This is a genomic window from Xenorhabdus sp. Sc-CR9 (genome assembly GCF_963897815.1).
GTDB lineage: Bacteria > Pseudomonadota > Gammaproteobacteria > Enterobacterales > Enterobacteriaceae > Xenorhabdus.
Window position 1 is genome coordinate 48,086 of the sequence record NZ_CAWQTY010000088.1, and the last position, 23,186, is coordinate 71,271.

Sequence of the window (23,186 nt, forward strand, 5' to 3'; positions counted from 1 at the left end):
AGTCCCTGATGCAATAATGCGGTTTAGATGGACTTATATTATCCACCTATATCATGATGAATATTCCACCGTGATTGCAAACCATTAGTAAATATAACCTTGGCCTACAAGTTCAAATTTCTATCAGAGATTGATTAACTCTTCTACTTTTTCATTAATTAATTTTTGTAATACATGACATAAAATAAATTAAAAGGATAAAAATCCTCACATATAATTATAATATCAGGAATTTAATATAACAGATTATGACTAGTGAATTGTTATATATTCATTAATTTATCACTTATTTATTTTGTGATTTTTATTGTTTAAAAAACGATTCGACACTTAAAATTTTGGATAACTAGAGTATTATACTCAATATAGTATTACATATAAGAGTAAAATAGCTAGATATCAAGATAGTTAGGTAAAATTTATTATTTAATAAATAGTTACAGCTTTACTTATATCTGTTAACATTAAAATATAGCATATTCTAAAGGTGATTATAACGATATGAAATTTGTCTCATTCAATATTAATGGGTTGCGAGCACGTCCTCATCAACTTGCTGCCATTGTCGAACAACACCAACCAGATGTTATCGGATTACAAGAAATAAAAGTCCATGATGAAATGTTTCCCCTAGAAGAGGTAAACAAGCTGGGTTATCACGTCTTCTATCATGGTCAAAAATCACACTATGGTGTCGCCCTGCTTACCCGCGAAAAACCAATCGCTGTTCGTAAAGGCTTCCCTACTGACGATGGTGATGCTCAACGCCGTATTATTATGGCTGATATCGAAACACCGCTCGGTTTATTAACTGTCATCAACGGTTATTTTCCACAAGGTGAAAGCCGTGATCATCCGATTAAATTTCCTGCAAAAGAGAAGTTCTATCAGGATCTACAATCCTACCTAGAAAATAATCACTCTCCAGAATCAAACATTTTGATTATGGGGGATATGAATATCAGCCCAACCGATCTTGATATTGGGATCGGAGAAAATAATCAAAAACGCTGGTTAAAAACTGGAAAGTGTTCCTTCTTACCTGAAGAGAGAGAATGGATGGCACGCCTTAAAAACTGGGGCTTCGTTGATACTTTCCGGACTCAATATCCTGAAACCAATAATCAGTTTTCTTGGTTTGATTATCGCTCAAAAGGTTTTGATGATAATCGTGGATTACGCATTGATTTACTGCTTGCCAGTCAGCCGTTGGCTAAAAAATGTATCTCTTCTGGTATCGATTATGCTATCCGCAGCATGGAAAAACCGTCCGATCATGCCCCTGTTTGGACAACATTTGAAATATAATTATCAGACAAGAAACACAGCACGGTCATTGACGGTACTGTGTTTCTCATTTCGGTTATACCCGTCGTCTTTCAAGTTGCAGCTTTGTTGGCTGCGCTCACTCACGCCAGTCACATAGTTAGCTATGCTCCTGGGGGTTCATTCCCTTGCCGTCGTGCTGCATCTTGAAATCCATTGGGTATATATCTAATCGGTTTTAGCTGCCTTCGACTTATTCTTACTGGGTTTTGCCTGTTTTCCTTTTTTTCCTTTTGCTGGAACAGGGGGTAAATCTCTAAACGCTTTTAGATTACGATACTGTTTTGCCTGCCAGATTAATTGTTGCAATATTTCCTGAAGAGGCAACATAAAATCCTGATAACGAAATTGCTTTTCGCTGATTTGCGTCAAACGAGATTCCCAATGAGCCGTCATATCGGGTAATACAGCCATATCCGGCAATACATGGATCAAAGCTCGACCCGCAGGTGTAGCATGGATATAACGCCCTTTTTTGTACAAAAACTCTCGCTTGAATAGCAGTTCAATAATTCCTGCTCGGGTTGCTTCGGTCCCCAGCCCATCAGTTGCCCGCAACACCTTTTTCAATGCCTTATCCTGCACAAATCGCGCTATTCCTGTCATGGCAGACAATAATGTTGCATCAGTAAAAGGTCGTGGTGGTTGCGTCTGCCTTTCCACCATTTCCCCTTTCTCACACAACAGCTCATTTCCCTTAGCGACAACAGGTAATGGAGTACCTTCATTTTCTTCATCACGTTCCTTATTGCCAAGCAAGGTTCTCCAACCCGCTTCTGCCAGAAAGCGTGCTTTGGCAATGAATTTTCCACCTGCAATATCAAGCTCAATCGTACACTTCCGAAATATTGCATCAGGGAAAAATTGCATCAGATATTGCCTGGCAATCAGGCTATAAATGTGGCTTTCATTCTGTGTCAGATTGGCTTGGCTGCTACGCGCAGTAGGGACAATCGCATGATGTGCATCAACTTTCTTATCATCCCAACAACGATTCTTTTTCTCCGTATCCAATGCATTTTGTGGCAATAAATGTGATGAATGAACCGAAATAGCCTTCAAAACCGCATGACGTCCTGCAAAATGCTCTTCCGGCAAATAACGGCAATCGGAACGTGGATAAGTGATCAATTTGTGGGTTTCATAGAGTCGTTGACAAATATCAAGCACATCCTGAGCACTCAAGCCAAAACGCTTAGCCGCTTCAATCTGCAAAGAAGAGAGCGAAAATGGCAGCGGTGCTGTTTCGGATTCGCGCTTATCCTGATATGCAGTGACAATGGCCGGTTGTCCAGTGATTCGTGCTACGACGTGTTCTGCTAGTGGCTGGTGAATAATTCTCCCTTCTTCATCCTGAAAATCAATGCAAGACTCACTTGGTTGCCATACAGCCGTAAATCGTTCTTCACTTGGTGTAACGATATGCGCTTTGACTTCAAAGAAATCTTTCGGCACAAAATGCTCTATTTCTTCATCACGACGAACGACCAACCCCAGAATCGGGGTCTGAACACGTCCAACTGATAATACGCCCTGATAGCCTGCATTCCGTCCCAATAACGTATAGGCACGGGTCATATTGATGCCATAAAGCCAATCAGCCCTGGCTCTGGCCAATGCAGAAACACACAAAGGAACAAATTCTCGGTTACTCCTCAGGCGTTCAACTGCCTTTATGACCGCCTGAGGATTCAGGTCATTTATCAGACAACGCTGAACATTCTGTTTTTTTTCGGCATCCAGATCCAAAAAATCCAGTACCTCATCCACCAGTAATTGCCCTTCACGATCGGGATCTCCTGCATGGACAATTTCACTCGCCTTTTCCAACAGGGATTTAATTGTATTGAGTTGTTTCGCCACGGCAGCCCGTGGCTTTAACTGCCATTTTTCAGGAATGATAGGTAGATCAGCCAATACCCAGCGGGCATAGTGGCTATCGTAAGCATCTGGCTCAGCCTGCTCCAATAGATGACCGACACACCAAGTAACAAACTGGTTATTCCCACATTCGATAAACCCGTCCCCACGTCGATGGGGTTTCGGTAAAACATCCGCTATGGCTCTCGCGAGGCTAGGTTTTTCTGCAATAAAAAGACGCATGGAATTTATTCAATAACTTCAATAAGTGCTCTGTCTAAACATGATACAGTCAGTTCACCAATAGCAACCAAATCGATATTGTGGCTCCGCGCAATGGCTTCCGCCTCTTCCACGGCTTCCGGCAAAATCGCCAGTAATAAACCACCCGAGGTTTGTGGATCACACAGAAGATGACGCTGGCGGGCAGTCATTTTTCCAATTAAATGCCCATAACTATCAAAATTACGTCCTGTGCCGCCGGGTACGCAACCTTTTTCAATATAAATATCAACATCAGGCAATCTTGGAATCTGTGAAAATCTGACCGTTGCTTGAACGCCCGAGCCTGCACAAACTTCACTCAAATGTCCTAACAGGCCAAAACCTGTTACATCCGTCATCGCCGTAACACCATCAATTCTTGCAAAATCCGTTCCCGACTTATTCAATTGGCACATGATTTCTTTTGCAATACCTTGATGTTCAGATTCAAGCAATCCTTTCTTTTCAGCCGTAGTTAATACACCGACGCCTAAAGGTTTAGTCAGGAACAGAAGGCTCCCTGCTTTTGCCTGATTATTACGTTTCACTCGCTCAATATCGATGATACCAGTCACTGCCAGACCGAAGATGGGTTCAGGAGCATCAATAGAGTGCCCCCCGGCAAGGGAAATACCCGCTTCTTTGCAAACAGCCCGACCACCCTCAATGACTTTTTGAGCGATTTCTGGTGACAACTTAGCAATTGGCCAGCCGAGAATCGCAATCGCCATTATTGGTTTTCCTCCCATCGCATAAATATCGCTGATGGCATTAGTCGCAGCAATACGACCAAAATCAAACGGGTCATCAACAATCGGCATAAAGAAGTCCGTAGTGCTAATGATGCCTGTACCATTACCAATATCATAAACGGCAGCATCGTCACGGGTTTCATTACCCACCAGCAAATTAGGATCGAAAAATTTTGCCTGCTCACTATGCAGGATAGTTTCCAATACTTTGGGGGAAATTTTGCAGCCACATCCGGCACCATGGCTATATTGAGTCAGACGGATTTCAGTTGACATTGCTCACTCCAGTTAAAAGTAACTGACAAAGTTCGTCAAATCTGGCGTTTCTACTTTTACAGGTGCTTTAAGTTTTGGCGTTCCTAAATAGAGGAATCCTACAATTTTATCATTTTCCTCACATCCCAGACCTGCTCTGACGATTGGATCTTCTGTCCATGAGCCTGAACGCCATATACCATTAAACCCTTGAACCACAGCGGCCATCTGCATGGCATGAACCGCACAACCTGCTGCAACGACTTGTTCCCATGCAGGTACTTTTGCATGTTCAACCACTTTGGCGATAACTGTGATAATCATAGGTGCACGGTAAGGTGCATTTTTCGCTTTTTCTTCTACCTCTTCTCCTAACTCACCCTCAATTGCCGCTTTCTCAAGTAACTGGCTGAATTTATTAATGCCTTCTCCATACATCACGATAAAATGCCAAGGACGCAATGCCCCATGATCGGGCGCTCTCATCCCTGCTGCCAAAATATTTTGTAGTTCATGGCCTTCTGGCGCTGGTGTCGTTAAACGTGAAGCTGAACGACGATTCAACAAAAGTTCCAAAGCATTCATTTTCTTCTCCTGAATAAGATAATCTGTCACGGCTCAACATTCTCTGTTTATTTGTTAACGAATGAAAGCACAGAAACCACTTTTTCCATCATTCACATGATTTTCAGCTGACATTTACAAATGAGCTGATTAGGATACCCTCATTTGACCCCATCATTGGAGATAATATGCGTACTTTATGGAATTTTATAGCAGCGCTATTTAAATGGTGTTGGAAACTGCTAAATTTTGTTCGCCAACTCATTTCTAACCTTATTTTTATCCTGCTGATTGTTATTGTTGCTATTAGCTTAATCGTTTATAAACAACAATCTAAACGTGATAATAGTTATCATGGGGCGTTATATGTCAATTTATCGGGGATTGTTCTTGATCGCGTATCCGCCCGCAATCCATTTGAACAATTAGGCAAAGATATTTTTGGCTCTTACAACAGCAATCCTCAAGAAACCTCTTTATTTGACGTTGTTGACAGTATTCGCCGAGCCAAAGATGATCCTAAAATTAGCGGCATGGTATTAAAGCTGAATGAGTTCGCAGGAGCAGACTGGCCTTCAATGAAATATATTGGTAAGGCCATTAACGAATTTAAAGCATCAGGTAAACCTGTTTTTGCAATCAATGATAGTTACTCACAATCACAATATTATTTAGCCAGCTTCGCGAATGAAATATACTTGTCCCCACAAGGAATAGTAGATATCCATGGCTTTTCAACCGACCATTTATACTACAAGTCATTGTTAGACTCGCTGAAAATTTCCACACATGTTTTCCGTGTAGGCACCTATAAATCAGCAGTAGAGCCTGCATTGCGGAATAATATGTCAGAAGAAGCACGTGAAGCCGACAGCCTTTGGGTCTATGAGTCTTGGAACAATTACTTAAATACCATTGCTGTCAATAGACATATTCCTGCCGACCAAGTTTTCCCTGGCACCGCCAATTTTATTGAAAAACTCCGTAAAGCTGGTGGTGATTTTGCACTGTATGCATATCAAAACAAACTGGTGAGCCATATTGAGCCGCGCGGTGCAGTTGAAAAGAAAATGAAGGATATCTTTGGTTGGGATAAAGAACAAAAACATTTCAATTATATCAGTATTAATGACTACATTGCCAAAAACCCTATACAAGACCCGAGCAATAACAAGGGCAACATTGCCGTCATCATTGTGGAAGGCCCGATTTTAGACGGTAAACAACTATCTGGCACTGTGGGCAGCGATACCATCACAGAACAGCTGCGTGAAGCACACCTTAACCCCGACATAAAAGCGATTATATTACGGGTAAATAGCCCTGGCGGCAGTATTAGCGCATCTGAAATTATCCGCGCCGAACTTGTCGCCATTCGTGACGATAAAGAAAATAATGGTAAGAATACAAAACCTATTGTTGTTTCAATGGGCGGAGCAGCAGCATCTGGCGGTTACTGGATTTCGACCCCTGCTAACGCTATCATTGCTGATCCAAACACATTAACGGGTTCGATCGGTGTTTTTAGTATTATCCATTCCTTTGAAAAAACTCTGAATTATATTGGCGTAAACTCAGACGGGATTTCAACCTCTTCACTGGCAGATTCTTCTTCAATCAAGGGATTGAATGCAGATTACTCAGACGTAATACAGCTGTCTACTGAGAACGGCTACAATAAGTTTATTAAACTGGTTGCTAAAGCCCGCAATAAATCTGTAGATGAAATCAATAGTATTGCTCAAGGGCGTGTTTGGAGCGGTCTTGATGCTAAAAAACATGGTTTAGTCGATCAATTAGGTGATTTTGATGATGCTGTCAAAAAAGCCGCTGAATTAGCAGGTATAAAAAATGTCTCACTGGACTGGATGCAGCCTGAATTATCGTTCTCTGAAAAAATGATGTTTGAACTCACTGCATCAACGCAGGCCCTACTGCCAAATATGTTGCAATCCGCGCTTCCGGTGTCACTTCCCAAAATGACCCAAGGCTTGAAAAAGCAGGCTATTTTTTATAAGAATATGAATGATCCGCAAAACATTTATACATTCTGCCTGAATTGCGCAGATATTCATTAAAAATAGCTGACAACGTTTTTACCAAAAATGAAGCCTGATCTCACCATCAGGCTTTTTTTATTCTGCACACACCCTATAATCCAATCCGGTTAAATATGTTTATCGAGGCATTATCATGCAGAAGAAATCCATCTATGTTGTTTACACTGGCGGCACAATCGGGATGCAGCATTCCCCCAATGGGTACATTCCCGTTTCTGGTCATTTGCAACAACAGCTCACCAAAATGCCCGAATTTCACCGCCCGGAAATGCCAACATTTACGATCCGTGAGCATCAACCCCTGATTGATTCTTCTGATATGAGTCCTGATGACTGGGGTATCATCGCAGATGATATCTATCAGAATTATCACGATTATGATGGTTTTGTTATCCTGCATGGCACAGATACCATGGCTTTCACTGCTTCAGCACTCTCTTTTATGTTTGAGAATCTGAATAAACCGGTCATTGTGACAGGGTCACAAATTCCTCTGGAAGCTCTGCGTTCTGATGGGCAGACCAATCTACTTAATGCGCTCTATCTTGCAGCCAATTATCCTATCAATGAAGTCAGTCTTTTTTTCAACAATAAATTGTTTCGTGGTAACAGAACGATCAAAGCTCACGCGGACGGTTTTGATGCTTTCTCATCCCCTAATTACTCACCACTGATGGAAGCAGGAATCAATATTCGCACCTTCAAAACAACCCCCATACCAACCAACCACAGCGAATTTGTTGTAAAACCAATCACGTCCCAACCAATTGGTGTTGTGACCATTTATCCTGGATTATCCAGTCAAGTTGTTGAAAATATCCTTATGCAGCCCGTCAAAGCATTAATTTTACGATCATATGGTGTTGGCAATGCGCCCCAGTGTTCTGCGTTGCTGAAAACATTGAAAGAAGCAACCGAACGAGGGATCATCGTCGTAAATCTGACACAATGTATTTCTGGTCGGGTCAATATGGAAGGTTATGCTACTGGTCACTTTTTGGCGACATCAGGTATCATCAGTGGTTATGATATGACTTTTGAAGCAGCCTTAACTAAACTGCACTATTTATTGAGTCAACCCTATACACCTGAAGAAATACGCCACCTGATGCAACAAAATCTGCGTGGGGAATTGAGCTATTCCGATGAATAATAAATTAGGTAAATCGAGAGATATGATGAAAACAGCATTATTGCTTATCGATCTACAAAATGACTTCTGTACCGGAGGAGCACTGGCAGTCAAAGAGAGTGACACTGTCATTAAGGTTGCAAATGAAATCATTGCGCTATGTCAGAGAGACACTAATCAGGAAAACATCGCTATCATCGCAAGTCAGGACTGGCATCCAGCCGGCCATATGAGTTTCGCGGCAAATTCCGGGCAGAAAACCGGTGAATTGGGCGAACTCAATGGCATTCCTCAAGTGTGGTGGCCTATTCATTGTGTACAAGGGCAATTTGGCGCTGAATTCCACCCCACATTAAATCAATCCGCGATCCAAGAAGTTTTCCGAAAAGGTGAGAATCCTCAGATAGACAGCTACAGTGCCTTCTTTGATAATGATCATAAAAGCAAAACCCGTTTACATGGGTGGTTAAAGGAACAAAATATACAGCGTCTATTTGTATTGGGCATCGCCACCGATTACTGTATAAAATTTACTGTGCTTGATGCTTTAATACTGGGCTATGAAACCTATGTGATTGTCGATGGTTGCCGTGGTGTCAATATTCATGCCGATGACAGCAAGCACGCACTCGAATATATGGCTGCAAAAGGCGCTAAATTAATCTCACAAAGTGAAGTAATAACGCTTTTATAAACAAGCCAAGAGCCTATCCTATTAGGCTCTAGACATTATCTATCCCCACTTCTGCCAGGGGGGCTTTCATTACAGTTTAATTCAATCTTCTGCCTGAGGTTTTAATTTAGCAACCATTTCAGATTGGAACGTTGCTTTTAACTCTTGTTTGCTTTTTAGGGTAATTTCACCATTTGTGCCAATCGTCATATGTTCAGGATCATGATTATGTTTAGCTTGCCAAAGCATCACTACCTGTAAACTGTGTTCTTTCTGTTCTGGCGTAAGTGGTACACCATCCTGCCATTTTCCTAATTCAACAGCCTGAACTAATCGCTGATAAATTTCCGGCGTCATAGCAGAGAGTAAATCATCCAACTTCATCGATATTTCCTTAACGGCTATATTTGCGCTGAAACATTTGTAATACGAAACGGTAATGCATGTACTATTCACACTATTACAAACTAACACTATTACACATTAATATTGTTATTGATTAATACTTTTACAAATTGATATATACCTGCCTTCAAGTTGCCGCTGTGTTGAATTTGCATCCTTACCGCCGCGCTGCAACTCAAAATCTATTGGTATAAACTATAAATTGACGTCAAGCTGAATCGTTTCTTTATGAGTATTTACACTTAACTGTTAGAGTCAGCATTTCATGTAAGCCAATTCTCTTCAGTAATAACATTAACCTGCTGTTTCATCACCAGTTTCTTTATCAACAAAACGCAATGATGCTGAATTAATGCAAAAGCGTTCTCCCGTTGGTTTAGGCCCATCAGGAAAAACATGCCCCAAATGAGCCTGACAATAGCTGCAACGCACCTCTATTCGATGCATATTATGAGAATAATCATCAAGATAAGTGATGGATTCATCATTAATCGACTGGTAAAAACTCGGCCACCCACAACCAGAATCAAATTTAGTATCAGAAACGAATAAGGCTTGACGGCAACACAGGCAATGGTAAGTACCACTTTTTTTGTTGTGCAGTAGTTTTCCTGAAAATGGCGGCTCAGTGCCTGCTTCCTGAGTAACATGGCGCTGCATTGCATTAAGTTTTTCTATGGAAAGAGAAATATTTTGACTTTTAGCCATAATGACCACCTTTGAAGACCAATATTTTCAATAAAAAAATCATCAAAAACAACAAAAAAGTAACATCATGATGTCAAAATGCATTCTAACCCATTCAACACAGCAATTTAGTTTACTAATTGTGATAACTCTCACATATCTAATCTATGGTAACTTTAAATATATCCCTATACCCCGATAATAGTGCGCGTAAAGCTTGTCACGACTGTACAGCAAGCGTTCAGGCAGTGATTATGATTGATCTTTTTCAATTGTTGACACGATTCCGCTTGACGGCTGGCAAGATTTTGGTAACTTTAGAAACAACTTTTAATTCACTAAAAAATAGCTGGTGGAATACTATGACTATCAAAGTAGGTATTAACGGTTTTGGTCGTATTGGCCGTATTGTTTTCCGTGCTGCACAAGAGCGTTCAGATATTGAAATCGTTGCTATCAACGATCTGTTGGATGCAGAGTACATGGCTTACATGCTGAAATACGATTCAACCCACGGCCGCTTTAACGGTTCTGTTGAAGTTAAAGACGGTCAGCTGGTTGTTAACGGCAAAACCATCCGCGTTACATCTGAAAGAGATCCAGCTAACCTGAAGTGGAACGAAGTGGGTGTTGATGTAGTTGCTGAAGCAACTGGTATCTTCCTGACCGACGAAACTGCACGTAAACACATTGCTGCGGGCGCGAAAAAAGTGGTTCTGACCGGCCCATCCAAAGACGACACACCAATGTTTGTCATGGGTGTAAACCATAACGCCTATGCAGGTCAGGAAATCGTTTCCAACGCATCCTGTACTACTAACTGCCTTGCTCCACTGGCTAAAGTTATCAATGACAAATTCGGCATCATCGAAGGTCTGATGACTACTGTTCATGCAACAACTGCTACTCAGAAAACCGTTGACGGTCCTTCCGCTAAAGACTGGCGTGGCGGTCGTGGTGCAGCACAAAACATCATCCCATCTTCTACTGGTGCAGCAAAAGCAGTAGGTAAAGTTATTCCAGAACTGAACGGCAAACTGACTGGTATGTCTTTCCGTGTTCCTACTCCTAACGTTTCTGTTGTTGACCTGACTGTACGTCTCGAAAAACCTGCAACTTACGCACAAATCTGTGACGTAATCAAAGAAGCGGCAGAAGGCGAGCTGAAAGGTATCCTGGGTTACACTGAAGATGATGTTGTTTCCACTGATTTCAACGGCGAAAAACTGACTTCTGTATTTGATGCAAAAGCAGGTATCGCCCTGAACGACAACTTTGTCAAACTGGTTTCTTGGTATGACAACGAAACAGGTTACTCTAACAAAGTTCTGGATCTGATCGCTCATATCTCTAATTAATTGAGTTTTATACCCAATAGATTTTAAGGGATGGTCCACGTTCAAAAGCCATCTGTGAACAGATGGCTTTTATATTTATCTCTACAAAATTTATATTTTCAAAAGATTGAGCTATTCTTGAACCTTGGTTCAACTACCAATTCAGATTTACATAAGGTCATGACAGATGCTTGATAAAATTTTCTCATTACCGGTTGTAGAGCAGATATCCCCTTATATCAGCCAACGGAATATTTATGGTTTTCCATTGATTGTCGTTTCCCATCCCAAAGCTCGTGGCGCTATCAGTATTCAGGGTGCGCACCTCATCACATGGCAACCTAGCGGTGAAAAACCGGTATTATGGGTAAGCGATAAAACTGCTTTCAGTGCCGGAAGCGCCATTCGTGGCGGTATTCCCATCTGCTGGCCCTGGTTTGGACCGTCTGCTGCCCCCAGTCACGGGTTTGCACGGATATTGCCCTGGGAACTCAAAGCACATAATGAAAATAATAATGGAGTTATTTTAACATTCACACTACAGGATAGCGCCTATACCCATCAATTATGGCCACATGAATTCACACTGATTGCTCGCTTTAAATTAGGGGAAACCTGTGAAATAGAGTTAGAATCTCATGGTGAATATCAAGCAACCTGTGCCCTTCACTCTTACTTCAATATCAGCGATATCAGCCAAATCCGGGTCAGTGGGCTTGGTGGTCATTTTATTGATACCGTTGCAGATAAAGAGCAATATGTTCATGAAGATTTATTTTTCAAAGGACGAACTGATCTGATTTATACAGAGCCAGAAGATTTTAGTCTGCTCAGAGATCCACAGTGGAAAAGAACGATTGAAATTCATCATTATCATCATAGCGATGTAGTATGCTGGAACCCCGGAGCTGCTCTTTCCAGTAGCATGAAAGACATGAGTAATGAAGGTTATAAGAATATGGCTTGCATTGAAACTGCACGTATCAATAGCCCATTACTACCTAAGAATGGCAACCCTGACAGACTTTCTGTTGTTATCCGCTGCCGAAAAATCGCTGATGCTGGCTAACCTGAATTTTGGTTGTCTATACTTCTGGATAGCTACTCCCAAGACATAAGCGCTGCATCTTGATACCCATTAGGTGTAGATAAGACAGGCACTTATCCTAAAAACAATAAAGAGAAATGCCTGAAAAAACTCATAAGAAGGCTGTCAATCAACGATAACAGGGACACGCTTTGCTAATGCACATAAGAGTTCATAACCTATGGTTCCTGAGGATTCTGCAACTTCATCCACTGGTAAATTTTCCCCCCACAGCTCGACAATACTGCCTATGTCTGCCTGTGGACATGGGGTCAAATCCACTGTCAGCATATCCATTGATATAGCACCCAATAACTGAGTACGAACGCCATCAACCATAACGGGAGTACCTGTCGGAGCATGCCGTGGATATCCATCTGCATAACCACATGCTACTGTACCTACGCGCATGGTCTGCTGAGTCATATAACGGCTGCCATAACCAATTTTGTTCCCGCTGGGAAGCTCGTGAACTGCAATAATTTCACTTTGTAATGTCATGGCTGCTTTCAACCCTACATTCGCAATATCACGCCACTTTCCGCTGGGAGAAGCACCATAAAGGACAATGCCCGGTCGGATCCAATCCCCATGCGTTTCAGGATGCCACAAAACAGCACCAGAGTTTGCCAGACAATGAGAAAGAGAATTCATCTGCAAACGTTCAATAACCGCTAATTGTTCTTTAACACCGATTTCATTATCCGAATTGGAAAAATGGGTCATTAAAGTCACTGAATTGATATTTTTAATCCCTTTCGCCATTGAAACTACCTGTGGATATTCTTCGGGAGTGAATCCCAACCGATTCATTCCGCTATTAAGCTTTAGATAGATATCAATGGGCCTGTCCAATTTGGCTTTTTCTATCACCTCAAGCTGCCAATGGCTATGTACTGCGGTTGTCAGGCAATGCTGATTAATGAGCTGCAAATCGCTCGATTTAAAAAATCCTTCCAATAGCAGGATTGGTCCCTGCCATCCCTGTTCCCTTAAATAAATAGCTTCATTCATGTCGAGCAGTGCAAACCCATCTGTCTGCATGAGTGATTGCCATACTCTGTCCAATCCATGCCCATATGCGTTCGCCTTTACCACCGACCAGACTTGACTCTTATCGGTTTTTTGGCGAATAACAGCCAAATTATGGCGGAGCGCATTGAGATGGATCGTTGCCAAAATAGGACGTGGCATGACGACCTCTTCTTAGTTTACGCAGTATGTAAATAAGGCTTCATTGGAAGCACTTTTATATTGAATCCATCGATATATCTGAATACAGAAAGATCATCTGCCGCAATATCCGTTTTTTTGCCAGAAATTAAATCCGACAACAACTTTCCTGAACCACAAGCCATTGTCCAGCCCAGTGTTCCATGACCCGTATTTAAATAGAGATTCGGATATTTGGTCGGGCCAACAATAGGAGTCCCATCTGGCGTCATAGGGCGTAAGCCTGTCCAGAACGAAGCCTCTGTAATATTGCCACCACTGTGGTAAAGATCTTGCACAACCATTTTCAGTGTTTCACAGCGGTTCTGAGGAACATTCAGATTAAAGCCGACCACTTCAGCCATACCACCAACACGAATTCGGTTATCAAAACGGGTAATCGCAATCTTGTAAGTTTCATCCAGCACAGTTGAAGCAGGTGCTCTTGACTCATCGGCAATTGGCATGGTCAATGAATAACCTTTCATTGGATAAACCGGAATGTTGACGTAATCTTTCAAGATATTTGTCGAATAAGCGCCCATCGCTACCACATAACTATCCGCAGTCATGACACCACCATTACATCGGATACCCGTGATCTTGTCTCCATCCACTAAAATCTGCTCAACCTGCTTGTTGAATATAAACTTCACACCGATATTTTCTGCCATTTTTGCCAGTTCCTTGGTAAAAATCTGGCAATCACCCGTTTCATCATTCGGAAGTTGTAACCCGCCAGTCAATTTATGGGAGACATGAGCAAGAGCCGGTTCCACTGTCGCCAACTGCTCAGCAGTCAATAATCGGTAAGGAACACCTTCCTGCTCCAGCACTTCAATATCATTGGCAGCATTATCAAACTGCTTGGCTGTCCTGAATAGTTGCAGGGTTCCTCCCTGGCGACCCTCGTATTCAATCCCCGTATCTATCCTTAATTGTTTCATGCAATCCCGACTATATTCTGCCAATCGAACCATTCTGCTTTTATTCATGGCATAGTGGCTTGCATCACAATTGCGCAGCATCTGCCACATCCAGCGGATTTGAAACAGCGAACCATCTGGACGAATAGCCAGAGGTGCATGGCGCTGGAACATCCACTTTATTGCTTTCAGCGGAATACCCGGTGCCCCCCAAGGTGTTGCATAACCCGGAGAGATTTGACCAGCATTACCGGCACTGGTTTCTTCAGCAGCACTATTCTGGCGATCAATTACGATAACTTCGTGCCCTTCCTGTGCAAGATACCATGCGCTAGTTACACCAATAACACCACTGCCTAAAATAAGGACCTTCATTCTGCCCCCTATCCATATCGGTGAAAAATATTCGCAAGCATAATATGCTGAATATAAAAATCCAATACAGAATAATAGCCTGTAACACAATTAGTCAATATTTAGGACTTGAATCACATTTTTATCACAAAACACAAACACCTATTTTATTTTAAAAAATGGAGAAATACATTAAATTCAATTAAAATCAACAAATTAAAGAAAAGTTAAATACTGTTAACCCACTTAAACCCTACTATTAAAGTGATTATGACGGCGAATAATAGACATTATATTCACAATTAATAATTGCAATAAAAACCAAAAAATAAATATTTTAAAGAATAATATTCTGCACTGACGTGGGTTGATTAGAATAATAATTTAAAAAAATGAATATTACAACGACAATTGGTGACGAGTGGTTTTCTTCAACTCATTGTTATACGTCATGTAACGTATGTTAAGGCGCAGCACTAGCTTAGAAAATTATTTGTATACTGTCGTCTTTCAAATTGCATCTTTGCTGACTACATCTTGCTGAATATATTTCTAAATCCTTTGAGTATAGATTCAATTTACATTCAGTATCAGAAGCTATTTTTACCTCAAGATCAAGGCTCACATAACAATCATAAATATCAAATCAATCCATTAAATTCACAATCTAAAATAGAAAAAAATATGATAAATGACTAACACGATAATTAAATCAATATACTATATTAAACAGAATCCAACCTATAATAGATAAATGAAAGCAAAAGGCCCCATCAAAATTCAATGTATTTAATAATCAATAAGTTAATTGATTACATTATCAGCCTAAAAAACCAGAGAGAACCGCTATTGAAAACACGTTTCTGACCACAGTATAGATTCCTTACATTAAAAACCTTATTTAACAAATATATAATTGCATTTTTAGAAAAAACAACAAACCAATGTTATATGTAAATTAAACAAAACAGCATTCATTAATTGAAAATAGCAAGCTTTATGCTTAAATCAATATTATTGGGAAACTAATCACTCTGTATGTCATCCCCAATTTATATAAATTTCTTGTTCTGCAAGGAATATACAGTGATTTTACCTTTAATTTTTGTGAATTTCTTGGTATCCAAGAAATATGCGGTAGCTATATCTTTAATTCCTGTGAATTTCTTGGTTTGCAAGAAATATGCGGTAGCTTTATCTCCAATTCCTGTGAATTTCTTGGTTTGCAAGGACTACACGGTAGCTTAAATAAGCGCAAGGGAAATATTATGAAGAGAAACTTCATCGTCCACGCCTCAGTATCTGAAAAATCCCTGTCTTTCAAGTCGCTTAAAGGAATTGAAAGATTATCAGAAGCCTATGAATTCGAAGTTCAATTATTGAGTGAAAAAAGATTAGATAACCCAATTTCTCTGCGTAATACAGTACTGACTTTAGAAATAAAAAACAAATCATTACCAACAAGATATTTAAGCGGTTATATAGAAAAAATAGTTTATTCACCGTTTTATAAAAATGACAGCGGATTTTATTTATACACTACCACAATCAGACCTAAGTTATCAGAATTGAAAAAAAAAGTTGGCTATGGAATTTGGCAAAATAAAACAGTGCCAGATATTATTTCAGCATTATTAAATAAATCAGGAGTTCTCTTCAAAAATCAACTCATTGAAAAATATCGCACATGGGAATATTGCGTTAAACATAATGAAACTGACTTCGATTTTATTCATCGCCTGATGGAGCATGAAGGGATTTATTACTATTTTAAACATGATATGGGAAGCCATACCATGGTTTTGGTGGATTCACCCCAATCACATGAGCCTATGCCCGGATATAATAAACTGGAATATAATAATTCATTAGATAAGCATTTTCAGGGATATATCTATGAATGGGACGTCTGTAGTGTCACTATCCCGAACACTTATAGTATAGATGACTATAATTTTCGCAAACCACGCGCTAAATTATATACAGCCATCCAAACACCTGCCAGTTCTATTGATAATACCGAAATATTTATTTGGCCGGGACACTATACAGAACATGCTCAAGGTCAATTTTACGCCCGTGTACGCCAACAGGCTCACGAAGCACAAAGTGAACTGATTGATGGAAAAGGAAGTATCGTGGGAATAGCTCCGGGCCATACTTTTACACTATCACTGCCTAATGGAATTAAGGGTGATAACCACAATGACTATTTAATTACAGCTGCGCACTACGATTTTTATGAATCCTCCGACATGTCCTCCCCGGATTTTTCTAAGAAAAAATCAGGGACTCTTGAAGACAACATTGTTGTCGATTTTAACGCTATTCCTGCTAACACTCACTGGAAACCTTTAGCTATGACCCCTTGGCCAAAAGCAAACGGCCTTGAAACTGCTGTCGTTACCGGTCCCAAGAATAAGAAAATATGGACTGATAAATATGGCAGAATAAAAGTGAAATTTCGTTGGGATAAAGACGACAAACAAGATGATACCAGCTCTTGCTGGGTACGTGTTGCCAGCCATTGGGCCGGCTGGCGGTATGGCAGCATATATGTTCCCCGTGTAGGTGAAGAAGTCGTTGTCAGTTTCGTCAATGGTGATCCTGACAAACCTTTAGTCATCGGCAGTACTTACAATAATGAGAATATGCCTCCCTGGGAACTGCCTAAATATGAAACCCGTGTCGGTATTATGTCAAATACAAAAGGGGGTAAACATGAGCAGGCAAACTATCTGTTTTTAGATGATGAACCAAACAAAGAGTTATTTGATTTGCATGCCGAACGGGATATGAATATCTCAGTGGAAAATGATAAAAACGTCACAATTGATGGCAATCGCACAACTGAGATAAAAAAACAACAAAAAGACACCGTGCAAGATAGTGCCAGCTTTATTTATAAAAAAACCCACGAAACAACTATTGAAGAAAAAGATACATTAACCATCAAAGGTGGCCAGCAAGAAACCATCCAGAATGGGCGAAAAACAGAAATAGATGGTGGAGACACTTATAAACTTAATGGAAATCTGAATGCAAAAATTGATGGGAATTGGGTACAAAATATTACAGGAGTTACAACGATTTCAAGCCCTAATCTTATTACAATAAAAAGCGACACAAACGTAGTAATAGATTGCCCTCAAACTTTTTGGTCAGCTAAAGTTTTATCTATTTCCTTCATAGCAACTAACGTATTTATTACCGGAACATCAACCACCCAGACAGGACATAATACCAATATAACAGGAACGAACTTATCATCAATAGTGTTTGATGTTAACGATTCTAATACGTCTATCAGTAAAGCAAATACAAAAATAGATAAAGCAACGATGTCATTAAACAATTCAGATGTATCAATAAAGAAATCAAACACCAATATTTTAAACAGCGCTTTACATATCATCAGTTAAAAAATATTTATCTCAGGATTTCAATGAAAATTATTAAGCCCTTGCGTTTGAGCATGCTTTATCGACCCTATCGTTGGTTACAAAAAAATCATCTTGGGATCTCTGCTATGGCGCTGGTCGATATGAGTTCCACTCCACGCTTGCGTCCAGAAGCAGAACTTTGGCAACTGGCGGAAAATGAGTTGAAAACCTGTAACGGCATTATTGATCTCGCTATACCTAAACCCTGTGCTGAATTTCTGGCAACAGGATATGTCTACACTCACCATCAGACAGATAAAACTGCGTGTACTGCGCGTATTCAGATAGAGAAGTTAGAAAAAAACTTAGTTGCTTTTGGTGACCGTTATTGGGTTGATGATATTCCTTCAAAACCCCAACCTTTTGAACAAATGCGCTTGGATTGGGATCGGGCTTTTGGTGGTAAAAACTATACTGATAATCCACACGGTATCGGTTTCGAGCCAGAAGTTCTGGAAGATGGGATGAAAATTCATCGACTGCCCAATATCGAAATGATGCACAATCGATTGAAATCAAAACAGCATTTATTGTCACAACAGGAAATACCTGCTCCGGCAAGTTTTTGTCCCCTGGATTTTATCTGGCCGAATCGTTTTACCCGCATAGGAAAAAAATACGACAAAGCGTGGTTAGAAAACCAATTCCCTGGCTTTTCCCAGGATATTGATTGGCGGTTATTCAATGCAGCACCAGAAGATCAATGGTGGGAAGAAAATACTACCCTGCCGGAACAAGCAGCATGGCGGATTTGGAACATGCACCCGGAAAAACCTGTACAGGAAGGCCGTTTGCCATCATGGAAAGCACGGTGTTTTATCAAACGACTGCGCCTTGACAAAGAAATTGTTGAAGAAGTCGTCATGCGCAATACAACAGTATGGTTCTTTCCCCATTTAGAACAAATGATTTTAATTTGGCATGGAACCATACAAGTTAATGAAGATGATGCCAAAGATGTCTTGCAAATGATATCGGCACTGGAATTGAGCGATAAGCCCCGTTCGGAGAATCATTATCTACAGGTTCTTGAACAACGGATGGATAAAGAAAAAGGTGCCTTATACTCTTTTCGGGAAAAGGATCTCATTCCTGAAGAAGCAATTGGTTCATGGTTGGATACAGAGCTTCCACAAATTGACTCTCCGTTGCAGAAAATTTTCCAAAATCGTGAAAAACGCCTGCGTGAGCAGCAACAAGAGCGATTGGCTGAATATGGTAAAGATATCAATACACTGCTTCCCGTTGAAACAGAGCAAACCACTCATTCCAAACTGACTAAACTGGATGAGTTACCGGAGTTTGTGGAGAAAATCGAACAGGATATTGCCCAGAAGCATGCTAAAGCTGAATTGAAACGGACAGAAATGATTGCCAAAGCTAAAGAACAAGGCATAGACACCGAAACATTGACCCAAGAATCCCAGGCTCGGGGGCCGGAAACTCTGCATCGAATGCGGGATATGTTGCGCCAGCAGCAAAATAGAATGGAACTCAGTGATAAAGCGCTAGCTCAAATAGAACAATCAATACACACAATGTACCTCTCGTCAGTACAATCACAATCTCCAGCCCTACGTTTAACCGGCAATCTTTCACAGATTATTCGGAAACGAGTACAGAATATCATGCAGCAAGGGGGGAATTTCAGTGGCATGGATTTTACCGGCGCGGATTTATCCGATCTGGATCTGCGGGGAGCCAACTTTTCTCAAACATTATTGGAAAACGCCTGTTTAAATCATTGCCAACTGGATGAAGCCAATTTCAGTGAAGCTATGTTGGCCAGAACAGAGATCTGCCATGCTTCACTGCGGAGAGCCAAATTGGATTCAGCCAGTCTGACACTGGCTAAATGTGAGCAAAGTGATTTTTCTGCTGCAAGTTTCAATAAAACCCAATTACAGGAAACACGGTTTGATCGCTGTTGCTTTAATCATGCCATATTCACAGGCCTATTCTTGCAACCGATCTTTATTACACATTGCGACTTCTCATATTCACAATGGAAAGAGTGTACGTTTATGGAACTTGAACTTCCTGCACTCAATTTCCATCATGCAAATCTGGATAAGATTTCATTTATCAAATGTAATCTAGAGCAAGCGATTTTTGATAACGCGGAATTGGAAAGCTGTTCATGGGTAGAAACAAAAGCAAATGGGAACCGGTTTCGTTCAGCTAAACTATTGACCTGCGCATTTGCTATGGGCAGTGAGGTTAATCAGACAGATTTCAGCCATGCCACATTGACAGAATGTAATTTGCGTCAGATGCCACTGATCAATTCAAATTTCTACGCAGCAACCCTGAATAACAGTGACCTTAGTGAGTCCAACTGCCAGTCATCCGATATGCAGTATTTGAACGCAACAAACAGTATATTTACCAGAACCGATTTTCGGGGTGCCTTACTGAATCATGCCAATCTGGCAGGCGCACTTATGCAAAAATGCAGTTTCAACAACGCAGAATTGCAGGAAGCCAACTTATTCCGCACAGATATGTCCCAATCGATTATTGATGATTCAACCTCAATCACCAATGCTTACATTAATCGAACCAAAACCTTCCCCAAACGTGATAAGGAAGTGATATGAGTTCACTCACAGCTGATGAGTTAGTAGATAAAATAAAACAGGGTGAGGTTATTGAAAAAATCAGTTTACAGAACATATCACTAACCGGATGTGATTTATCCGGAGGAATTTTTAAAGAAGTCAATTTATCAAGTGCAGATTTTTCTCAGGCTCTCATAAAAGAAACCGTTTTTACCGAATGTCAAATAGAAGAGGCTATTTTCGATACAGCTACGCTTGAAAAGAGCGTTTTTGAGAAATGTAATCTCGCTCGCACAATCTTTAACAAAAGCACATTAACAGACAACATATTCAATCAGTCTGTTTTAAATAAAACACAATTTTCCGCGACAAAACAGAATAATACCCAGTTCTTATCTAGCTCACTGCAATATGCGGATTTCAGCCACAGTCATTTTGAACGCGTCACATTTATTGATACCCCCATGGATCGAATCAAATTTCGTGACAACCACTTTTTTCTGGTTACTTTTTTTCGGCAGGACTTACGGAAAGCTGATTTTTCTGCCAGCGAATTTACCCGGGTGGTTTTTTTTGAATGTGATCTCCGTGGCCAGAATTATCACAAACAACAATTTAAAATGTGCCAATTCACCAATAGCCAGCTTGAAAAAGTCAATTTCAGCCATGCAGTATTAACTAATTGCAATTTCAAAGGTGCCTTTTTACAAGATGCCTTAATATCAAATGTCAACGCAACTCAAGCATTATTTATCGAAGCTAATTTAACCCGGGCCTGTTGCAAAGACAGTGTATTTAAACAAGCCATTTTTGTCAGTGCATGTCTCGAATCTGCCGATTTCCGGCACAGCCAACTATCAATGGCAATAATGCACAAAGTTCATGCAGAGAATACTCAGTTTACAGGCTGTAATATGCCTTATGCAGATTTCTCTTATGCGAACATCAACAACAGTGATTTTCGTACAGCCCATTTTATGAGAACACTTTTTCATCGTACCCAACAGGTCGGAACATTATTTTCTGACCGACAAGGCATTCTGGAAAATGATCCTGAGTTATTCGCTGCTGAAGAGTGGAGTATGCAACACAATAAGATTTAATCGGGAGAATCAACATGACAAAACCGTCTTATGCACTTTCCTCATATACCTTTACGACCGAGCCATTGCAACAGATGACCGGACAAATCATCAGCATTCATCAGGATGGAAGTTTTACGGCAAAAAGCCAGCACAACCGCGGCTGGCACTGTCGGCGCGCTGCCAGTTGCCTATTGGCACCAGATATAGGAGATAGCGTACTCATTACACAGGTCGAGAATCAGCTCTGGATTTTAGCCATATTAGAACGGGCTGAACAGCAACAACCCGCAGAGATCAGCGTTCCCGGCGATCTGACTATCACGTCCCACGGTAATCTGAATATGAATAGTAATGGATTAAATATCACAGCTAACAGCGGGAACTGCCATATCAGTGAAATGCAATACAGTGGAGAGTCATTGTCTGCATGGGTGTCAATTACCCGCTTAGTTGGCAATCAGTTTGAATCTCTCTGGCAGACAGTGACACAACTAAGCAACCGGTTATTTCGCCATACGACACAAACAGAGAAAGTTCATGCGGGACAGTTAGATATGCAAGCTGAAAACTATGCGCGATTACATGCTCAACAGACGATCGTGACAGCAAAAGCTATCACCAAAATAGATGCTGAACAGATCCATATCGGCTAAGGGGAAATTATGTTTGCCAATACTCAAGGTGGCGGTATGGATATGGCGGCTCCCGATATTTGCTTAACCCCCATGCTTACACCAGTACCCATTGCTTACCCCAACACGGCGCAAGGAACGACCGGTGTCAGCAATGCGTTAAATATTCTATTTATGGGTTGTCCGGCTCACAACTTGGCAACAATCATTCCTTTGACAACCGGCGATAATGCCGGCACTAATCTTGGCATAGCTTCCGGCACGGTAATGGGACCATCCCGTCATTCAATGGGAGCCAATACTGTTTTACTTAAAGGTAGCCCTGCAACACGGCTTTCGGGAATGACTATGCAAAACTCAACTAATGCGGTGGGTTCTCGTATTGTGCCGAGCCAAACAAAAGTACTTATCGCTGCATCCTGAAGTTTTTTATTTTCGCCATATTAGAGCGTGTTGATCTTTTTGGTATAAAAAGCAAGCAGCAAATGGGGCTGTTATAATGGTTTCGCCAAAAATCAAAACAATTACCCCAAATGCCAAGACTAATGTTAACAGATGATAGCTGGAAATT

18 protein-coding genes are annotated in these 23,186 nt (G+C 40.8%); 11 read left to right on the plus strand and 7 right to left on the minus strand.

All coding sequences use genetic code 11. The annotated features are described in order from the left end of the window. The first annotated feature begins 501 nt into the window (after positions 1–501). A complete protein-coding gene (gene xthA, locus AACQ81_RS04290) occupies positions 502–1,308 on the plus strand; it encodes an exodeoxyribonuclease III (RefSeq protein WP_237386438.1) in 807 nt (268 codons plus the stop codon). A gap of 186 nt (positions 1,309–1,494) precedes the next feature. Here the strand turns inward: xthA and AACQ81_RS04295 are convergent, their stop codons facing one another. The 3 genes from AACQ81_RS04295 to AACQ81_RS04305 are packed head-to-tail and all read right to left on the minus strand — an operon-like array spanning position 1,495 to position 5,042. Further along, positions 1,495–3,429 carry a DNA topoisomerase III gene (locus tag AACQ81_RS04295; RefSeq protein ID WP_237386439.1) on the minus strand — a complete coding sequence of 645 codons (1,935 nt, stop codon included), beginning with the start codon at positions 3,427–3,429 and terminating at the stop codon, positions 1,495–1,497. A gap of 5 nt (positions 3,430–3,434) precedes the next feature. Beyond that, the gene (gene selD / locus AACQ81_RS04300) at positions 3,435–4,478 is read right to left on the minus strand and encodes a selenide, water dikinase SelD (protein WP_237386440.1); all 1,044 of its coding nucleotides are present in this window, start codon (positions 4,476–4,478) and stop codon (positions 3,435–3,437) included. 12 nt (positions 4,479–4,490) lie between these two features. Continuing rightward, entirely contained in the window at positions 4,491–5,042 is a 552-nt protein-coding gene (locus AACQ81_RS04305; protein ID WP_237386441.1) for an NAD(P)H nitroreductase, read from the minus strand. Positions 5,043–5,209: 167 nt separating this feature from the next. Here AACQ81_RS04305 and sppA point away from each other — a divergent pair, with 167 nt between their 5' ends. The 3 genes from sppA (at position 5,210) to pncA (ending at position 8,907) form a co-directional block, all read left to right on the plus strand. Then, entirely contained in the window at positions 5,210–7,099 is a 1,890-nt protein-coding gene (sppA, locus tag AACQ81_RS04310; protein WP_237386442.1) for a signal peptide peptidase SppA, read from the plus strand. Between the two features lie 115 nt (positions 7,100–7,214). Then, positions 7,215–8,234 carry an asparaginase gene (ansA, locus tag AACQ81_RS04315; protein ID WP_237386443.1) on the plus strand — a complete coding sequence of 340 codons (1,020 nt, stop codon included), beginning with the start codon at positions 7,215–7,217 and terminating at the stop codon, positions 8,232–8,234. A 25-nt stretch (positions 8,235–8,259) separates the two neighbouring features. Next, positions 8,260–8,907 carry a bifunctional nicotinamidase/pyrazinamidase gene (pncA, locus tag AACQ81_RS04320; RefSeq protein ID WP_237386455.1) on the plus strand — a complete coding sequence of 216 codons (648 nt, stop codon included), beginning with the start codon at positions 8,260–8,262 and terminating at the stop codon, positions 8,905–8,907. An 81-nt stretch (positions 8,908–8,988) separates the two neighbouring features. On the opposite strand, the gene AACQ81_RS04325 is transcribed toward pncA, so the two are convergent. Together AACQ81_RS04325 and msrB are read right to left on the minus strand one after the other, a co-directional pair. Beyond that, entirely contained in the window at positions 8,989–9,270 is a 282-nt protein-coding gene (locus AACQ81_RS04325) for a YeaC family protein (protein ID WP_237386444.1), read from the minus strand. Between the two features lie 315 nt (positions 9,271–9,585). Beyond that, on the minus strand, positions 9,586–9,999 hold the full coding sequence (msrB, locus tag AACQ81_RS04330) for a peptide-methionine (R)-S-oxide reductase MsrB (protein ID WP_237386445.1): 414 nt from the start codon (positions 9,997–9,999) through the stop codon (positions 9,586–9,588). A gap of 341 nt (positions 10,000–10,340) precedes the next feature. On the opposite strand from msrB, the gene gapA reads away from it, so the two are divergent. After that, positions 10,341–11,336 (plus strand): glyceraldehyde-3-phosphate dehydrogenase, encoded by a 996-nt coding sequence (gene gapA / locus AACQ81_RS04335; protein ID WP_237386456.1) that lies wholly within the window; start codon positions 10,341–10,343, stop codon positions 11,334–11,336. A gap of 166 nt (positions 11,337–11,502) precedes the next feature. Continuing rightward, complete coding sequence (locus AACQ81_RS04340; protein ID WP_237386446.1) at positions 11,503–12,384, plus strand: D-hexose-6-phosphate mutarotase; 882 nt, start codon at positions 11,503–11,505, stop codon at positions 12,382–12,384. Positions 12,385–12,528: 144 nt separating this feature from the next. Here the strand turns inward: AACQ81_RS04340 and dadX are convergent, their stop codons facing one another. Then, entirely contained in the window at positions 12,529–13,596 is a 1,068-nt protein-coding gene (dadX, locus tag AACQ81_RS04345; protein WP_237386447.1) for a catabolic alanine racemase DadX, read from the minus strand. A 17-nt stretch (positions 13,597–13,613) separates the two neighbouring features. Next, positions 13,614–14,915, minus strand: coding sequence for a D-amino acid dehydrogenase (locus AACQ81_RS04350; protein ID WP_237386448.1), 1,302 nt, complete (start codon positions 14,913–14,915; stop codon positions 13,614–13,616). Positions 14,916–16,162: 1,247 nt separating this feature from the next. Between AACQ81_RS04350 and AACQ81_RS04355 the strand changes: the two genes are divergently transcribed. From AACQ81_RS04355 to AACQ81_RS04375, 5 genes are read left to right on the plus strand one after another with little or no spacing between them, the layout of a single operon-like run. Next, complete coding sequence (locus AACQ81_RS04355; RefSeq protein ID WP_237386449.1) at positions 16,163–18,316, plus strand: type VI secretion system Vgr family protein; 2,154 nt, start codon at positions 16,163–16,165, stop codon at positions 18,314–18,316. Between the two features lie 23 nt (positions 18,317–18,339). Then, the gene (locus tag AACQ81_RS04360; RefSeq protein ID WP_237386450.1) at positions 18,340–20,937 is read left to right on the plus strand and encodes a DUF2169 domain-containing protein; all 2,598 of its coding nucleotides are present in this window, start codon (positions 18,340–18,342) and stop codon (positions 20,935–20,937) included. Beyond that, the gene (locus tag AACQ81_RS04365; protein WP_237386451.1) at positions 20,934–22,001 is read left to right on the plus strand and encodes a pentapeptide repeat-containing protein; all 1,068 of its coding nucleotides are present in this window, start codon (positions 20,934–20,936) and stop codon (positions 21,999–22,001) included. The genes AACQ81_RS04360 and AACQ81_RS04365 overlap by 4 nt, the downstream gene beginning before the upstream one ends. Positions 22,002–22,015: 14 nt before the next feature. Continuing rightward, the gene (locus tag AACQ81_RS04370) at positions 22,016–22,636 is read left to right on the plus strand and encodes a DUF3540 domain-containing protein (RefSeq protein ID WP_443089533.1); all 621 of its coding nucleotides are present in this window, start codon (positions 22,016–22,018) and stop codon (positions 22,634–22,636) included. Positions 22,637–22,645: 9 nt separating this feature from the next. After that, on the plus strand, positions 22,646–23,038 hold the full coding sequence (locus AACQ81_RS04375; protein ID WP_237386452.1) for a DUF4150 domain-containing protein: 393 nt from the start codon (positions 22,646–22,648) through the stop codon (positions 23,036–23,038). Positions 23,039–23,186 lie beyond the last annotated feature (148 nt).

Coding starts and splice junctions, on each gene's coding strand:
- xthA (WP_237386438.1), top strand. CDS start 502: ATGAAATTTGTCTCATTCAATATTAATGGGTTGCGAGCACGTCCTCAT.
- AACQ81_RS04295 (WP_237386439.1), bottom strand. CDS start 3,429: ATGCGTCTTTTTATTGCAGAAAAACCTAGCCTCGCGAGAGCCATAGCG.
- selD (WP_237386440.1), bottom strand. CDS start 4,478: ATGTCAACTGAAATCCGTCTGACTCAATATAGCCATGGTGCCGGATGT.
- AACQ81_RS04305 (WP_237386441.1), bottom strand. CDS start 5,042: ATGAATGCTTTGGAACTTTTGTTGAATCGTCGTTCAGCTTCACGTTTA.
- sppA (WP_237386442.1), top strand. CDS start 5,210: ATGCGTACTTTATGGAATTTTATAGCAGCGCTATTTAAATGGTGTTGG.
- ansA (WP_237386443.1), top strand. CDS start 7,215: ATGCAGAAGAAATCCATCTATGTTGTTTACACTGGCGGCACAATCGGG.
- pncA (WP_237386455.1), top strand. CDS start 8,260: ATGAAAACAGCATTATTGCTTATCGATCTACAAAATGACTTCTGTACC.
- AACQ81_RS04325 (WP_237386444.1), bottom strand. CDS start 9,270: ATGAAGTTGGATGATTTACTCTCTGCTATGACGCCGGAAATTTATCAG.
- msrB (WP_237386445.1), bottom strand. CDS start 9,999: ATGGCTAAAAGTCAAAATATTTCTCTTTCCATAGAAAAACTTAATGCA.
- gapA (WP_237386456.1), top strand. CDS start 10,341: ATGACTATCAAAGTAGGTATTAACGGTTTTGGTCGTATTGGCCGTATT.
- AACQ81_RS04340 (WP_237386446.1), top strand. CDS start 11,503: ATGCTTGATAAAATTTTCTCATTACCGGTTGTAGAGCAGATATCCCCT.
- dadX (WP_237386447.1), bottom strand. CDS start 13,596: ATGCCACGTCCTATTTTGGCAACGATCCATCTCAATGCGCTCCGCCAT.
- AACQ81_RS04350 (WP_237386448.1), bottom strand. CDS start 14,915: ATGAAGGTCCTTATTTTAGGCAGTGGTGTTATTGGTGTAACTAGCGCA.
- AACQ81_RS04355 (WP_237386449.1), top strand. CDS start 16,163: ATGAAGAGAAACTTCATCGTCCACGCCTCAGTATCTGAAAAATCCCTG.
- AACQ81_RS04360 (WP_237386450.1), top strand. CDS start 18,340: ATGAAAATTATTAAGCCCTTGCGTTTGAGCATGCTTTATCGACCCTAT.
- AACQ81_RS04365 (WP_237386451.1), top strand. CDS start 20,934: ATGAGTTCACTCACAGCTGATGAGTTAGTAGATAAAATAAAACAGGGT.
- AACQ81_RS04370 (WP_443089533.1), top strand. CDS start 22,016: ATGACAAAACCGTCTTATGCACTTTCCTCATATACCTTTACGACCGAG.
- AACQ81_RS04375 (WP_237386452.1), top strand. CDS start 22,646: ATGTTTGCCAATACTCAAGGTGGCGGTATGGATATGGCGGCTCCCGAT.